The 14,245-nt window shown below is 75.0% G+C and carries 12 protein-coding genes, 1 other RNA gene and 2 pseudogenes; 3 read left to right on the top strand and 12 right to left on the bottom strand.

Going from position 1 to position 14,245, the window contains the following annotated elements:
• A pseudogene (locus tag PYV61_RS10280) lies at positions 1-672 on the top strand (hypothetical protein); the annotation flags it as partial.
• Between the two features lie 61 nt (positions 673-733).
• Here the strand turns inward: PYV61_RS10280 and ffs are convergent.
• Positions 734-830, bottom strand: an RNA gene (ffs, locus tag PYV61_RS10275) — signal recognition particle sRNA small type.
• Positions 831-1,086: 256 nt separating this feature from the next.
• Here ffs and PYV61_RS10270 point away from each other — a divergent pair.
• Positions 1,087-1,848 carry a hypothetical protein gene (locus PYV61_RS10270; protein WP_275831039.1) on the top strand — a complete coding sequence of 254 codons (762 nt, stop codon included), beginning with the start codon at positions 1,087-1,089 and terminating at the stop codon, positions 1,846-1,848.
• A gap of 10 nt (positions 1,849-1,858) precedes the next feature.
• Positions 1,859-3,097 (top strand): hypothetical protein, encoded by a 1,239-nt coding sequence (locus PYV61_RS10265; protein WP_275831037.1) that lies wholly within the window; start codon positions 1,859-1,861, stop codon positions 3,095-3,097.
• Between the two features lie 81 nt (positions 3,098-3,178).
• Here PYV61_RS10265 and PYV61_RS10260 read toward each other — a convergent pair whose 3' ends face one another.
• The 11 genes and pseudogenes from PYV61_RS10260 to PYV61_RS10210 all read right to left on the bottom strand — a co-directional run.
• Positions 3,179-4,255 carry a GntG family PLP-dependent aldolase gene (locus tag PYV61_RS10260; RefSeq protein WP_275831035.1) on the bottom strand — a complete coding sequence of 359 codons (1,077 nt, stop codon included), beginning with the start codon at positions 4,253-4,255 and terminating at the stop codon, positions 3,179-3,181.
• 76 nt (positions 4,256-4,331) lie between these two features.
• Positions 4,332-4,613 (bottom strand): hypothetical protein, encoded by a 282-nt coding sequence (locus PYV61_RS10255; protein ID WP_275831033.1) that lies wholly within the window; start codon positions 4,611-4,613, stop codon positions 4,332-4,334.
• A gap of 147 nt (positions 4,614-4,760) precedes the next feature.
• Positions 4,761-5,741, bottom strand: a complete 981-nt coding sequence (locus PYV61_RS10250) for a YihY/virulence factor BrkB family protein (protein ID WP_275831031.1) — start codon at positions 5,739-5,741, stop codon at positions 4,761-4,763.
• Complete coding sequence (locus tag PYV61_RS10245; RefSeq protein ID WP_275831029.1) at positions 5,713-6,243, bottom strand: YtxH domain-containing protein; 531 nt, start codon at positions 6,241-6,243, stop codon at positions 5,713-5,715. Before PYV61_RS10245 ends, PYV61_RS10250 begins: the two co-directional genes overlap by 29 nt.
• A gap of 120 nt (positions 6,244-6,363) precedes the next feature.
• Positions 6,364-7,908, bottom strand: a complete 1,545-nt coding sequence (locus PYV61_RS10240) for a sigma-54 dependent transcriptional regulator (protein ID WP_275831027.1) — start codon at positions 7,906-7,908, stop codon at positions 6,364-6,366.
• 29 nt (positions 7,909-7,937) lie between these two features.
• Entirely contained in the window at positions 7,938-8,654 is a 717-nt protein-coding gene (locus PYV61_RS10235) for a hypothetical protein (protein WP_275831025.1), read from the bottom strand.
• 14 nt (positions 8,655-8,668) lie between these two features.
• Positions 8,669-10,093, bottom strand: a complete 1,425-nt coding sequence (locus PYV61_RS10230) for a class II fructose-bisphosphate aldolase (protein WP_275831023.1) — start codon at positions 10,091-10,093, stop codon at positions 8,669-8,671.
• A gap of 143 nt (positions 10,094-10,236) precedes the next feature.
• The gene (locus PYV61_RS10225) at positions 10,237-11,619 is read right to left on the bottom strand and encodes a glucose-6-phosphate isomerase (RefSeq protein ID WP_275831021.1); all 1,383 of its coding nucleotides are present in this window, start codon (positions 11,617-11,619) and stop codon (positions 10,237-10,239) included.
• Positions 11,620-11,707: 88 nt separating this feature from the next.
• On the bottom strand, positions 11,708-12,484 hold the full coding sequence (locus PYV61_RS10220) for an MBL fold metallo-hydrolase (protein WP_275831019.1): 777 nt from the start codon (positions 12,482-12,484) through the stop codon (positions 11,708-11,710).
• Positions 12,485-12,515: 31 nt separating this feature from the next.
• Positions 12,516-13,943, bottom strand: coding sequence for a pyruvate kinase (gene pyk, locus PYV61_RS10215; RefSeq protein ID WP_275831017.1), 1,428 nt, complete (start codon positions 13,941-13,943; stop codon positions 12,516-12,518).
• A 96-nt stretch (positions 13,944-14,039) separates the two neighbouring features.
• Positions 14,040-14,245 (bottom strand): annotated as a pseudogene (locus PYV61_RS10210) (hypothetical protein); the annotation flags it as partial.

The raw sequence follows: 14,245 nt of genomic DNA, 5'->3' as shown, positions 1-14,245 counted from the left end.
CTGGCCGCGCTGCTGGTCCCGGTGCTGGCGCTCGACGGCGGCGGCGGCTGGCGCGACGACGCCCTGGTGCTCGCGCTGGCGGCCCACGCGGCGGCGTTCGCGTTCGCCCCGGCCCTCGTGCGCCAGCGCGTGGCGACACTGCCGAGTCTCACCGCGCTGGTGGTCGGCGGGGTCGGCGCCGCGGCGCTGCTGCTCGCCCGCCCGGCGTTCGCCTACGCGCCCTTCCTGACCCTTCCCTCGCTGGGCGCCTCGGCGACGGTCGCGGCGGCGGCCGTGCTGGCGTGGCGCGCGCGCGTCGACCCGCGGTCGCCGTTCGCCCCCGGCGAGCGCACGGCGCTGACGCTGCTCCCGGCCGTCGGCGCGCTGCTGTGGGGGCGCGAGGAGCTGGCGCGCGCGGGCTCGCCCGACCTCTCGACCTTCCTGCTGGTGGGCTACTTCGCGGCGGCCGGCTGCGCGGCGCTCGCGGTCGGACGCGCGCGCCAGGTGGCCGGGGCGCGGCAGGTCGGGCTCGCGCTCGCGCTGTACGCGGCGGTGAAGGCGCTGGCCCAGGCGTCGGCGCTGGCGACCGTCGGGCTGCGCGTCGGCAGCTACCTGCTGGTCGGCGCCTTCCTGCTCGGCGTCGGCTACTGGTACCGCTCGGCGGGCGAGCGGCCGCGCGACGCGACGGCCTGATCGGGCGCGGGGTGCCGGGAACGCGATCCGGCCGGCATCGCGAAGGCGATGGCCGGCCGGATACTCCAGGCCTGACGGAGCAACGCGAGACACCACACGGCGCTGCTACCTGCGGGGTCCTGACGCGGTTAGCGGGCTCACGCCCTCCGGGACCTGGAGCACCCGCAAGCTAGCCCGCGCCGCCCCCGTTCTCAACCCGCGGGCGCCCCGCCCCCCCGCGATGACGGACGCCGTCCCCGCGCGGGGACGTTCCGGTCCGCCGGGCCCCGCAACCCGCGCCCGACTCGCGAGTACAACAGGTTGGCGTTACGCGAGTTGCGGCGATGCCGCCGGACCGCCGTCCGTGGGCCCGCCCCGTGCCCCGCGCGATGCGTATCGCCGCGTCGTCACGACCACGCCCGCCGAGAGTCGCCGATGAGATCTGTCCCATCCGCCCGCGCCGCCGCGCCGCTCGTCGCCGCCGCCGCCTCGCTCGCGCTCGCGCCGGCCGCCGGCGCCCAGAGCGGCGACGGCTTCCTGTTCCGCGCGCCCTCGGGCTCGCTGACGCTCCGCGCCGGGGTCGACCGCGCGGCCGGCGGCGGCGACGTGTTCGACTTCGTGCGCGACAACCTGACCTTCGGCTCGCGCGCGCTCACCGGCACCAGCCTGGGCGCGGAGATCGGGGTCGCCCTCGGCAGCCGGGTGGACCTCGTGGTCGGCGGCGCCCACCTCCGGGCGCGGTCGCGCACCAACTACCGCGACTTCACCGACGCCGACGACCGCGAGATCGAGCAGACCAACACGTTCACGCGCGTCCCGGTCACCGGCACGCTGCGCGCGTACCTCGCGCCGCGCGGCCGCTCGGTCGGGCGCCTCGCGTGGGTGCCGGCGCGACTGGCGCCGTACGTCGGCGCGGGCGGCGGCGCGATGTGGTACCGCTTCGAGCAGGCGGGCGACTTCATCGACGTCGACTCGCCCGACCTCGCGGTCGTCGGCGGCACGGCGCGGTCGTCGGGGTGGGCGCCCACGGCGCACGGCGCGGCGGGGCTCGACGTCTCGCTCTCGCCGCGCGTGGCGCTGAACACCGAGGCGCGCTACAACTGGGCACGCGCGACGCCGGTGGGCGACTTCTCCGCCCTCGACCGCATCGACCTCTCGGGCCTCGGCGTCACCGCCGGGCTCTCCTTCCGCTTCTGAGGCTGGCCTCATGACCACTCGACCGACCCGCCGCGCGCGCCGGCTCCTGGGCGCCGCCCTGCTGCTCGTGGGCCCGGCCGCCGCGGCCGGCGCACAGGGCGGCACCGACCCGCGCTGGAACGCCTTCCTCGGCTGCTGGACGCCCGTCGACGCCTCGGGCGCGGTCGCCACCGGCGCGCCGCTCGTCTGCGTCGTCCCCGCGTCGGGCGGCGCCGTGGAGGTGCTGACGATCGCCGACGGCGCGGTGGCCGCGCGCGACCGCCTCGAGGCGACCGCCGACCGCCGCCCGCGCAGCGCCGACGGGTGCGAGGGGTGGGAGCAGGCGCAGTGGTCGGGCGACGGCCGCCGCGTGCACCTGCGCAGCGCGGCGACGTGCGCCAGCGGCGTGACGCGCAGCGCCAGCGGGATCCTCGCCTTCACCCCCGACGGCGACTGGCTCGACGTGCGCAGCGCGTCGGTCGGCACCGGCGCCGGCGTGCGCGTGAACCGCTACCGCGCGACCGCCACGACCGCCATCCCCGCCGAGGTTCGCAGCGCACTGGCGACCGTGCGGCGCGACGAGGACGCGCGGCTCGCGCTCGGCGCGCCGGTCGCGCCCGAGCAGGTGGCCGAGGCCGTCCGGCTGTCGGACGCGCCGGTGGTCGAGGGGTGGCTCGCCGCGCGCGGCCAGGGCTTCGCGCTCGACGGCCGCACGCTGACGGCGCTCGCCGACCGCGGCGTCCCGGAGCGCGTCATCGACGTGATGGTGGCGCTCTCGTATCCGAAGCAGTTCGCGGTCAATCCGTCCACCGGCGATTCGGAGCGCCGCACGGCGGCCGCGAACGCCGACGTCTCTCCGCGCCCGGGCCCGGTCGCGGTGCTCATGGATCCCTACTTCGGGGCGCCCGGGTGGGGCGGGTGGCGCTACGGGGCGTACGGCTCGCGCTACGGCGCGTACGGGCTCAATGGCCTCTACAACCCGTACTTCGGCGGCTTCTTCGGCAGCGGGTTCTATCCCGGCGGGAGCCCGGTCGTGATCGTCCCGCGCGGCGACTCCAACGACGGCCGCGTGCGCGCGGTGCCGGGGCGCGGCTACTCTCGCGGCGGCTCGTCGTCGGGCGGGGCGCCGGGCGCGACGCCGCGCGCCGACCGGTCCTCGGGCTCCTCGGGGTCGTCGTCCGGACGCGCGTCGTCGGGCGGCTCGTCGTCCGGCAGCTCGTCGAGCGGGTCGTCGGGCGGGCGCACCGCGAAGCCCCGCGGCGGCAGCTGACCGTCGGGCACGAACGCACGCGCGGCGCCGGGGAGCTCCCCGGCGCCGCGCGTCGTTTCGTGCGGGTCGTGCCGCGCCCCGTCAGGCCGCGGCCGCGCGTCCCAGCTCGGTCTCGAGGATGCCGGCGAGCACGGACCCGGCGCGCGCGATCATCGCGTCGTCGACGTCGAGGTGCGTGACCGCGCGCAGCCGCGTCATCGTCCACGGCGAGAGCAGCACGCCCTGGTCGGCGGCGCGCGCGACCACCGTCGGCACCACCGGCGCCGGCAGGTCGACCATCAGGATGTTCGAGTCGGGCGGCACCACCGTCGCGCCGCCCACGCCGTCCACCGCGGCGGCCAGCGCGCGCGCCCGCGCGTGGTCCTCGGCGAGGCGCTCGCGGTGGTGCTCGACCGCGTGCAGCGCGCCGGCGGCGAGGATCCCCGCCTGCCGCATCCCGCCGCCCATCCGCTTGCGCACGATCCAGCACTCGGCGAGCGCGTCGGAGGAGCCGGCGAGCACCGCGCCCACCGGCGCGCCGAGCCCCTTGCTGAACGAGACCATGACCGTGTCGACGCACTGCGCGAAGCGGTCGAGCGGCGTCCCCGTCGCCGCGGCGGCGTTCCAGAGGCGCGCGCCGTCCATGTGCACCGGCAGCCCCTGCGCGCGCGCCACGCCGGCCAGCGCCGACAGGTCGGCGAGCGGCGTCACCACGCCGCCGGCGCCGTTGTGCGTGTTCTCGAGGCAGACGAGGCTCGCGCGCGGCGCGTGCAGCGACGGCGGGCGGATCGTCGCGGCCAGCGAGGCGGCGTCCATGACGCGCTTGCCGGCGCCGGCGGGCACGGGGCGGATCTGCACGCCGGCGATCGCGGCCAGCCCCGCGTGCTCCCACTCGATGAGGTGCGACGCCGCGTCGAGCAGCACCTCGGTCCCGCGACGCGCGAGCAGCAGCACCGCGGCCTGGTTGGCCATGGTGCCGCTCGGGAAGAAGAACGCGCGCTCCTTGCCGAGCAGCTCGGCGACGCGCAGCTCGAGGCGGCGGACCGTGGGGTCGCCGTCGAGGACGTCGTCGCCCACCTCCGCGTCGGCGATCGCGCGGCGCATCGCCGGGGTGGGCTTGGTGACGGTGTCGCTGCGCAGGTCGACGCGCGACGCGGCGGGGGCGGGGGAGGCGCTCATGGCGCGCAAGATAGCGCGCCCCGGCGTGCCCTCCACCCGCCCCCGCCTACCGCACGACTACCTCCGCACGGTCAGCTCACGGACGCTTCACGTCGACCGTCGGGACCTTGACCTCGGTCTGCTTGGTGCCGGCCGTCGGGCGGTCGATGATGAGCGTGTCCTTGGTCGTGCCGACCACCGGCGTGTTGATCGTGTCGACCTTCGTCCCCACGTCCACCGACGGCGTGCGGATCGTGGTCGTGTCCGTGCTCACGTCGATGTCGGGCGTCTTGACCTGGAACTCCCCCTCGCCCGTCTTCTGGCAGGCGGCGAGCGTCGTCGCCGCGGCGACGGAGAGGATCAGAGCGAACTGGCGCATGGTGGGCTCCTGAGAGGTGTGGGTGGGTGCGGCGCCCTCCCAAGGGCAACCTTCGGGCCAGCCGCGCGGCTCCGCTCGCCGTGACGGAAGTCACTGCGCCGCAACGACATCCGTTCCACCGGCCGCGACGGTGCGCCGCCCCGCCCCTCAGTCCTCCAGGACTGCACGCTGGAGCCGCCGCGTCCGCCGCAGCTCGTACACCTGCCCCACCTCGCCGCCGAGGATGAAGATCAGCGCGGCGTAGTAGATCCAGAACACGACGATCACCACCGCCGCCAGCGTCCCCGTGTAGAACGACCCCGGGTCGAACTCGCGGATGTAGTAGCCGAACGCCGACTTCGCGAGCTCGAGCAGCGCGCTCGTGAACATCGAGGCGAGCAGCGCGCTCTGCCACCGCACGCGGCGCACGGGGAGGTACTTGTAGAGCCCGTAGAACATCGCCGCGATGAAGGCGAACGCGAGCAGGCGCCCCAGCCAGTACTCGAAGGCGCCCATCACGTCGGCGCGCGCGCCCACGCGCTGCAGCACCGCCACCCCGCGCGACGTGGCGATCGCGAGGTACGCCGAGATGACCGTGTAGATGACGACCAGCAGCGTCGACACGACCGTCACCTTCACGTCGAACAGCTTGCCGGCGACGATCCCGCGCTCCTGCTCGATGTCGAACACCTCGGCGAGCACGGAGCGCAGCGAGCCGAAGAGGCGCGTGCTGAACCAGACGAAGCCGATCGCGCTCAGGAGGCCGACGCGCCCGCGCGTGCTGATGGCGTCGGTGATGACGCGGTGCAGGGCGTCGCGCCCGGCGGTGAGCGTGCCGGGGAGCATCCGGTCGATCAGCTCCGAGACCGTCTGCGTCGAGCGCTCGGCCGACTGGTCGAGCAGGTACGCGAGCCCGGTGATCAGCAGGAGCGCGAACGGGACGGCGGCCAGCAGGATGTTGAACGCGATCCCGCCGGCGAGGAAGAAGACGTTGTCCTCCCCCGAGTTGTCCCAGACGCGGCGCGCGTAGTCGCGCAGCGTCCACCCCGCCTGCACGAGCGCCGGCCGGCGCGCCCCGCGGTTGTTCGGGCGCGCCGCCCGGCGCTCGGGACGCGGCGGGTCAGATCTCGTCGTCGAGCTCGGAGACACCGCCGTCGATCGCGACCGCGGCCCCCGCCGCGCCGGCCCCGCCGGCCACGGCGCCGGCGGCGCCGGCCACGCGCCCGCGCTCCATCTCCTCGCGCGCGACGCGGGCGCCGGCCTGGTACGCGGCCTTGGTCTCGGCGATGCGCCGCTCCAGGTCCTCGCGCGCCTCGGCGGCCGCGGTGCGCCCGGCGTCGATCGCGCGCTGCACCTGGCGGCGCTTGAGGTCCACCGCCTCGCGCGCCCGGTCGACGCGCTCGGTCACGGCGTCGCGCGCGCGCCCGAACTGGTCGGTCACCTGGTGCGAGACGTCGTCGGCCACGTCGAGCGCGCGGTCGCGCGCGTCGCGCGCCCGGCGCCCGATGATCTGGCGCGTCTCGATCCCCGTGCGGGGCGCGAAGAGCAGCGCCGCCGCGGCGCCGAGGGCAATGCCGACGAGGAAGGAGCCGGCGCCGGCGCCGTGCTTCTCGATGATGATGGTCGGCTCGTCGTCGAAGTCGTGGCGCATGGGCGGGTCGGGGCGCTTGGCTGGGAAGGGGGCGACGGGGCGCCGCGCGGACAATCTACCGCCGACGTGCCCCGCGGGCAGTCGCCGGCGGGGCACGTCGTGTACCGCGGGGGCCGCGGCTCAACCGGTCTTGCGGGCCCGGCCGGCGCCGGCGGGCTTGCCGGGTGCCTTCCCCACCGGCGACTCGACGTCCGGCGGGAGGGTCACCGGCCGCTGGGGCTCGGGGGGGCCGTCGGCGAGCACCGGCCCCTCGGCGATCGCCACCGGCTCCCCGTCGCCCGCGCCGTCCTGCCCGTCGCGCACCCGGCGCTCGAGCAGCGCCTGGATCTCGGCGCGCACGTCGAGGACCGAGAGCCCCACCGTCTTGGCCGTCCGGTCGAGGTCCCCGTTGTTCGACGCGAACGTCTTGAGGACCAGCTGGCGGCGCGTCTCGGCGAGCGTCGCCCCCACCGGGACCGACACGATCTGCGCGTACTCGCCCGTCAGGCGGTGCCGCCGCGACGCCATGTCGTCGAGCGTCACGCGGGCGCCGCGCGCCATGATGACCGCCTTCTCGACCGCGTTGCGCAGCTCGCGCACGTTCCCCGGCCACTGGTAGGTGTTGATCCAGTCCAGCGCCGTGTCGTCGAAGCCCTCGAGCTTCTTCCCGTTGTCCTTGGCGAAGCGGCGCAGGAACTCGTGCGCGATGAGCTGCACGTCGGCGCCGCGCTCGCGCAGCGGCGGCAGGTCGATCTCGACCACCGCGAGGCGGTAGTAGAGGTCCTCCCGCAGCTCGTTCTCGACGATCGCCTTCTGCAGGTCCTTGTTGGTCGCCGCGACGATGCGGATGTCGACCGGGATCTCGCGCTTCCCGCCCAGGCGGCGCACCGTGCGCGTCTCCAGCGCGCGCAGGAGCTTCACCTGGATGTCGGGCGCCATCTCGGCGACCTCGTCGAGGAAGATCGTCCCGCCGTGGGCCTCCTCGAACGCGCCGGCCTTCTCGTTGGTCGAGCCGGTGAAGGCGCCCTTCTCGTGGCCGAACAGCAGGTTCTCGAGGATCTCCTTGGGGAGCGCGGCGCAGTTGAGGGCGTAGAACGGCCCCTTCGCGCGGTCGCTCTTCTTGTGCAGCGCGCGGGCGACGAGCTCCTTGCCGGTGCCGCTCTCGCCGAGGATGAGCACGCTCGCCATCGACGGCGCCACGCGCTCGATCATCTCGTAGACGGCGCGCATCTGCTCGCTCTGCCCGACCAGCTCCCCGTACGACGTCAGCCCCTCGAGCTTCGTCTCCAGCTCGCGGTTCTTCTGCTGCACCGTGAACTGCGACAGCAGCTTCGGGATCTGCGCCTTGAGCTTGGTCAGCCGCTCGGCGGTCAGCGGCTTCTCGATGTAGTCGGCGGCGCCGGCGCGGATTGCCTCGATCGCCACGTCGGTCCCCCCCTCGCCCGTGATCATCACGAACTCGGTGGGGATCTGCCGCTCGCGCATCGCCTGCAGCAGCGCGATGCCGTCGACCTTGGGCATCTTGAGGTCGGCGAGGACCAGCCCGTAGGTGCCGGCGGACAGCATGTCGAGCGCCTTCTGCCCGTCGTCGGCGGTGTCGACGGCGTACCCCTCGGCTTCGAGGATCGCGCCGAGGGGGCCGCGGGCCTTCTGGTCGTCGTCGGCGATGAGGATCTTGGGCTGCATCTCTATCCTTGGGCGTGAAGCGGGCGGCGTCATGGCGCCGGGAAGTCCAGGACGAACGCGCCGTCGGTCCGGCGGATCCCGACGCCGGTCCCGCGGAGGGCGTCGAGGTCGGCCGCGTCGAGCGGCGTGCCCCCGGGCGCGACGCCGTCCGGAAGGTCGAGACGGACGGTGGGCGTCGGGGTGAGGCCGAAGGTACACCGCAGAAGCCGGACCGACTCATCTGCAGAATCCGCGCCGCCGGGCTCGGCCGCTAGACCTCTCCCCACGGCCGCGCCCGCCGAGGCATCGCCGAGGGCCAGCAGGGTGCGCACGAGGGCGAGGCGCAGGGCGTGGGCCGGCGCCGCCGTCGTCCCCCGCTCCCGCGTCGGCTCGACCCGGAGCGTGACGCCGCGCTCCTCGAGCGCCGGCCCGAGCAGGGCGGCGACCTGGCGCAGCGTCTCGACGACGTCGGGCTGGCCGCGCGGCGCGCGCGCCAGGACCAGGAGCGCCGCGGCCAGCGCGTTGGCCCGCTCCAGCTCCCCGGCGGCCGCCTCGGCGAACGGCGCGGCGCCGGCGCGGTCGGCGGCGGCGCGGGCGCGGATGCGCACCACCTCGACGTTCACGGTCGCGCCGTTGAGGGCGTTGTTGACCGCGTGCGCGGCCCGTGCCGCCAGCGCCTCGAGCGCCAAAAGCCAGCGCCCGGCGAGCGCGTCCCCCGAAGGCGACGGCCCGCCGGGCGCGGGGAGGCGCGGCCCGCCGCCTCCCACGCCGCTCGCGCCGGTCAGTCGGACAGGTCGGCGTCGTCGGGCGCCGCCTCGACCGCGGGGCGCCCGCCCTCGGGCATCGGGCGCCGCAGCTCGGGCGCCTGCACGAACCGCGTCACGTCCTTCTTGGTGCCGGCGACGCCGAGCTGCGTGAACAGGAACTCGAACTTGGCGTCGTACGCCGCCGCGATGCGCGCCTTGGTCTCGGCGTCCAGCCCCCACAGCTGCTTCTTGAACGGCCCGATCGCCTTCTTGCGCGACTTGTAGTAGAACTGCTCGTCGGTGTCGTTCGCCTTCCGCTCGTCGCGCGCGTTCGTGTCCAGCCAGGCGTACATCTCCGACCGCAGCGTGGCCGGGACGTGGTCGTACATCATGTTCTGGAAGTTCGTCGCCAGGTGGATCTCGGCCGTCTCGGTCTTCGGGAAGTTGTTGAAGGCCGTGTCGGGGAGCGTCGAGGCGCCGTGCTGCACCGCCCCCGACAGCCCGTACTCGTCGCGCGCGATCTCGCCGAGCGTCTTGAGCGTGTCGAGGTCGAGGGCGACGTCGGCGATCGAGCCGTCGGCGAGCACCACGCCGCCGTGCGACGTGCCGCTCTGCACCGAGATCTTGGAGAGCCCGGCCGTCCCCGGCGCCTTCTCCTGCAGCACGCGGTTGAAGCCGTCCATGAACGCGCGCAGCTCCTCGGGCGTCGAGTTCTCCGTCCCGACCTCGCCGATCTCGCCGCCGATCGAGATGGTCACGCCCTTCGGCTCCAGCGAGCGCACGTAGCGCGTCAGCTCGACCGCCTGCTCGTAGTTCACCCGCTGCTGCGCGTCGAGGTCGGGCTGCGACAGGTCGACGAGCGTCGAGGTGTCGACGTCGATGTTGTAGAAGCCGGCGTGGATCGCCTCGACGGCCAGCTGCTTGACCGCGTTGACCTCGGTGGTCGCGTCGACGGCGAACTTCTTGGCGTTGACCTGGAAGTGGTCGCCCTGCACGAACACCGGCCCGCGGAACCCCTCGCGCAGCGCGGCGGCCAGCAGCACGCTCACGTACTCGGCGGGGCGCTGCTCGGTGTAGGCGATCTCGGAGCGCGCGATCTCGAGGATGAACGCGCCGGCGTCCAGCTTGATGGCGGTGCGGAAGATCGCGCGCGCGGTGTCGTACGTGGCCGCGCGGACGTTGATGGCGGGGACGGTGAACCCCTTCGTCTCGCCGCGGCCGCGGGCCATGTAGAGGTCGTGGATCGACGCCGGGCGGACGCCCACCTGCTGGCCGATCTCCCAGATCACCCAGCGCGCCCACTCCTTCTCGCGGTCGTCGCCGAAGACGGCCTGGCGCGCCAGCGCGTCCATGTGCTCGGAGGCGAGCGCCTCCTCGCGCACCACGGTGACGCGGCCGTCCTGCACGGTGACGGCGCCGCCGAAGAGCCCGGCGGCGGCCGGTGCGAGCTGCGAGTCCATATCGGGATGTGGGAGGGTGGCGGGGGATCGCTGGGTGAGTCCGGAAATCTCGGGCCGCGCGGTCGGGGGGGGCAAGGGCCCGAGCTGCGCTGCGGGCTGCGGGCTGCGGATTCCGAACCCGCACGCCGCGGCCCGCAGCGGCTTCAGACTCGCCGCCGCGGGTCGCTCTGCGGCAGCCCCTCGAACTCGGCGCGCGCCGCGTCGAAGCCGGGGCGCCCCATCATGCCGTAGGTGAAGCGCTTCCCGAGCTCGACGCCCGGCTGGTCGAACGCGTTCACGCCGTACAGCTCCCCGGCGTACGCCGTCGCCAGCTCCAGCAGCATGATCAGCCCGCCCACGTGCCACGGGTCCACCGCGTCGACGGTGAGCGTCATGTTCGGGCGCCCGCGCGCGGCCAGCGCGCCGGCCGTCGCCCGCCGCTCGATGTCGAGCAGCGCGCCCAGCGTGTGCCCGCCGAGGTAGGCGAGGTCGGGGACGTCGCCGTGCAGCGCCGGGATCGGGCCGCGCCCCTCGCGCCCGGCCACCGCGAGGAAGGTGACGGTCTTGTCGGCCGGCCCCTCCATGAACAGCTGCACCTGCGAGTGCTGGTCGGTGGCGCCGAGCGCGGGGACCGGCGTCGGCCCCACCGACGTGCCGTCCGGCTGGATCTTGCCGAGCGACTCCGCCCACAGCTGCACGAACCAGGCGGCGAAGTCGCGGAGCGGGTCGGCGTAGGGCATGAGCACGTGGATCCCGCGCCCGTGCCGCGCGTGGGCGAGCCACTGCAGCACCGCGAACGCGCCCGCCGGGTTCGCCCCCAGCTCGCCGTCGGCCTCGACGCAGCGGCGGCGCATGTCCTCGGCGCCGGCCAGCAGCGCCGCCACGTCGATGCCGATGAGCGCCGCCGGCAGCAGCCCCACCGGCGCCAGCACCGAGAAGCGACCGCCGACGTTGGCCGGGATGTCGAGCGCCGCGACGTTCTGCGCGCGCGCGATCGGGCGCAGCGACCCCTTCTCCGGGTCGGTCACGAACACGAGGTGCTCGACGGCGCGGGCGCCGAAGCGCGCGTCGAGCGCGCCGCGCACGAGGAGGTACTGCGCCATCGTCTCGGCGGTGCCGCCCGACTTCGAGATGACGAGGAACAGCGTCCGCTCCAGCGGCAGCGCCTCCATCGTGGCCAGGATCGTGTCCGGGTCGACGTTGTCGAGCACGTGCAGCCGCGGCTGCCCGCCGCGCGCGGCGTCCGGGATCGCGTTCCACGCGAACGGCCGCAGGGCGGTGCGCAGCGCGATCGGCCCGAGCGCCGACCCGCCGATGCCGAGGACGACGACGTCGGTCCACTTCCCGCGCGCCGCGGCGGCGAACTGCGTCGTCTGCGCGAGCAGCGCCGCGTCGGCCGGCAGGTCGAGGAATCCGAGCTCCCCGCGGCCGTGCTTCCCCATGACCGCCGCGTGCGCGCCGCGGAAGCGCCCCGCGCTCTCGGCCCAGTCGGCGTCGGTGACGGCGCCGGGGAGGAACATGTTGGTGTAGTCGAGCGTCAGCGCCATGGTGCTCTCCCCTCGACGCTCGACGCTCGACGCTCCCCGGCTGCGCGGGCGGAGCGTCGAGCGTCGAGCGTCGAGCGTGTGAGGGAAGTCAGATCTCCACCACCAGTCCGTCGTACGCCGGCCGCACGTGCGGCGGCAGCTCGGCCTCCAGCTCGGCGTGCGCGTACTTGTGCGTCAGGTGCGTCAGGTACGTCCGCTCGGCGCCCACGGCGGCGGCGGCGTCCATCGCCTCGGGGATGCTCAGGTGCGTCGGGTGCGGGGAGCGGAAGAGCGCGTTCACCACCAGCACGCGCGCGCCGCGGAGGACCGCCATCGCCGCCGCCGGGATGCTCTTGGCGTCGGTGACGTAGGCGAGGGGGCCGACGCGGAAGGCGAACACCTCGGCCATCCCGTGCGGCACGCGCACCGGCGTGACCCCGACGCCCGCGATCTCCACGGTCTCGCCCTCCTCGATCGCGCGCAGCCGCCCCTCCGGCTTGTACGTCCCGGGGAGGGGGCGGAGCGCGTCGTCGAAGATGTAGGGGAACTTCCGCGCCAGCGCCGAGGCGGTGGCCGGTGACGCGTAGACGGACAGCGGCCCGCCGGCGCGCGCGGTGAAGGCGCGGATGTCGTCGATGCCGTGCGTGTGGTCCGCGTGGTCGTGCGTGTAGAGCACCGCGTCGACGCCGTCGACCCCGGCCGCCACGAGCTGCAGCCGCAGCTCGGGCGGCGTGTCGATCAGGATTCGGCGCCCGGCGTCGGTCTCGACCAGCGCGCCGACGCGCGTGCGGCGGTCGCGCGGGTCGGGCGAGTGGCAGACCGCGCAGTCGCACCCGATCTGCGGGACGCCGAACGACGTGCCCGTCCCGAGGAACGTCAGCCGCATGTCACGGCGCGGTCCCCCACGGCGCGGACCCTCACGGCACGACCTCGACCTTCATGAGGTTCGTGGTGCCCGTCGAGTTCACCGGGTGCCCCGCGGTCACCACAACGCGGTCGCCCGGCGCCGCCAGCGCGTGCTCGACCGCCAGCCTGAGCGCGATCTCGGCCATCGACGCGTAGTTCTCCTGCGCGGGCACGAGCGCGGGCACCACGCCCCACACCAGCGCGAGCTGCCGCGCCACCTGCGGGCTGTCGGTGAGCGCGAGCACGGGCACCGGCGGGCGGTGCGAGCCGACGATGCGGCCCGTGAAGCCGCTCTTGGTGAACACGATCACCAGCGGCGCGCCGAGCTGCTGCGCCGCCGCCACCGTGGCCGCCGCGATCGCCTCCTCGGTCGTCACCAGCGCGCCGCGGGCGCGCCGCTCGTCGCGCAGCATCGTCGGCGTCGGGTGCGCCTCGATCTCGGCGATGATCCGGCGCATCGCCCCCACCGCGAGGCGCGGGTACTGCCCCGCCGCCGTCTCGGCCGACAGCATCACCGCGTCGGTGCCGTCGATGATCGCGTTGGCGACGTCGCTCGCCTCGGCGCGCGTCGGCCGCGGGTGCTCGACCATCGACTCGAGCATCTGCGTCGCCGTGATCACCGGCTTGCTGAGCCGCTTGGCCAGCTGGATGATCTGCTTCTGCGCCAGCGGCACGCGCTCGAACGGCAGCTCGACGCCCAGGTCGCCGCGCGCGACCATCACCGCGTCGGTCGCCTGCAGGATCTCCTCGATGTTGTCGAGCGCCTGGTCCTTCTCGATCTTGGCGACGATCAGCGACCCCGGCGGGATCATCGCCCGCAGCGAGTGCACGTCCTCGGCGCGGCGCACGAAGCTGAGCGCGATGTACTCGAGCTGGTGCTCGACCGCGAAGACGACGTCCGCCTTGTCCTTGTCGGTGATCGACGGCGCGGAGACCTGCACGCCGGGGAGGTTCATCCCCTTGTGGCTCGACACGCGCCCGCCGTGCACCACGCGCGCCTGCACCCGCCGCCCCACCACGTCGAGCACGACCAGCTCGATCAGCCCGTCGTTGATGAGGATGCGGTCGCCGGCGCGCACGTCGTTCGCCAGCAGCTCGTACGTGATCGGCAGCTCGAGCTTCGCGACGTCGTGGCTCTCGTCCTCGGGGACCAGCCACAGGTCGGCGCCGGGCTCCAGCTCGGCCGGGGCCGGCAGGTCGCCGATGCGGATGCGCGGCCCCTGCAGGTCGCCCAGGATGGCGACGTGGCGGCCCAGCTCCTCCGACACCTCGCGCACGAGGCGGATGCGCTCCGCGTGCTGCTCGTGCGTGCCGTGCGAGAAGTTGATGCGGGCGACGTTGAGGCCGGCCTCGACGAGGCTGCGGATCGACTCGCGCGTGCTGCTCGCGGGGCCGAGCGTGCCGACGATCTTGGTGCGCGGGGTGTTGGACGTGGCCACGTGTCGGGGTGCGGCGGGACGGACGGCGGACCGCGCGGCCGCCGGCCGGCCGCCGCGCGTGGCGCAAGATAATCGCGCCTGCCCGGCCGGGCGGCCCTACGGCGCCGACGCCGTCCGGTGCGCCGCGGCCCCCTCGGCGAGCGCCGCCGCGCTCCACGCCAGCAGCGCCGGCAGCGCCATCGTGAGCGCCAGCACCGCCGGCCACGGCAGCGAGAAGAGCCGCCCCAGCATCCCGCCGAGCGCGCCGAACCCGGGCCCGGCCGCGGCGGCCGCGGGCAGCGCCCCCCACCCCAGCGCGGCGG

It is taken from the genome of Roseisolibacter sp. H3M3-2 (assembly GCF_029211165.1).
Classification (GTDB): domain Bacteria; phylum Gemmatimonadota; class Gemmatimonadetes; order Gemmatimonadales; family Gemmatimonadaceae; genus Roseisolibacter.
Note: the sequence above shows the minus strand (reverse complement) of the source record. Positions and strands in the feature narration are given on the sequence as shown.

Excerpts from the sequence above, each read along its gene's own strand:
- PYV61_RS10270 (WP_275831039.1), top strand. The coding sequence starts at position 1,087 with ATGAGATCTGTCCCATCCGCCCGCGCCGCCGCGCCGCTCGTCGCCGCC.
- PYV61_RS10265 (WP_275831037.1), top strand. The coding sequence starts at position 1,859 with ATGACCACTCGACCGACCCGCCGCGCGCGCCGGCTCCTGGGCGCCGCC.
- PYV61_RS10260 (WP_275831035.1), bottom strand. The coding sequence starts at position 4,255 with ATGAGCGCCTCCCCCGCCCCCGCCGCGTCGCGCGTCGACCTGCGCAGC.
- PYV61_RS10255 (WP_275831033.1), bottom strand. The coding sequence starts at position 4,613 with ATGCGCCAGTTCGCTCTGATCCTCTCCGTCGCCGCGGCGACGACGCTC.
- PYV61_RS10245 (WP_275831029.1), bottom strand. The coding sequence starts at position 6,243 with ATGCGCCACGACTTCGACGACGAGCCGACCATCATCATCGAGAAGCAC.
- PYV61_RS10240 (WP_275831027.1), bottom strand. The coding sequence starts at position 7,908 with ATGCAGCCCAAGATCCTCATCGCCGACGACGACCAGAAGGCCCGCGGC.
- PYV61_RS10230 (WP_275831023.1), bottom strand. The coding sequence starts at position 10,093 with ATGGACTCGCAGCTCGCACCGGCCGCCGCCGGGCTCTTCGGCGGCGCC.
- PYV61_RS10225 (WP_275831021.1), bottom strand. The coding sequence starts at position 11,619 with ATGGCGCTGACGCTCGACTACACCAACATGTTCCTCCCCGGCGCCGTC.
- PYV61_RS10220 (WP_275831019.1), bottom strand. The coding sequence starts at position 12,484 with ATGCGGCTGACGTTCCTCGGGACGGGCACGTCGTTCGGCGTCCCGCAG.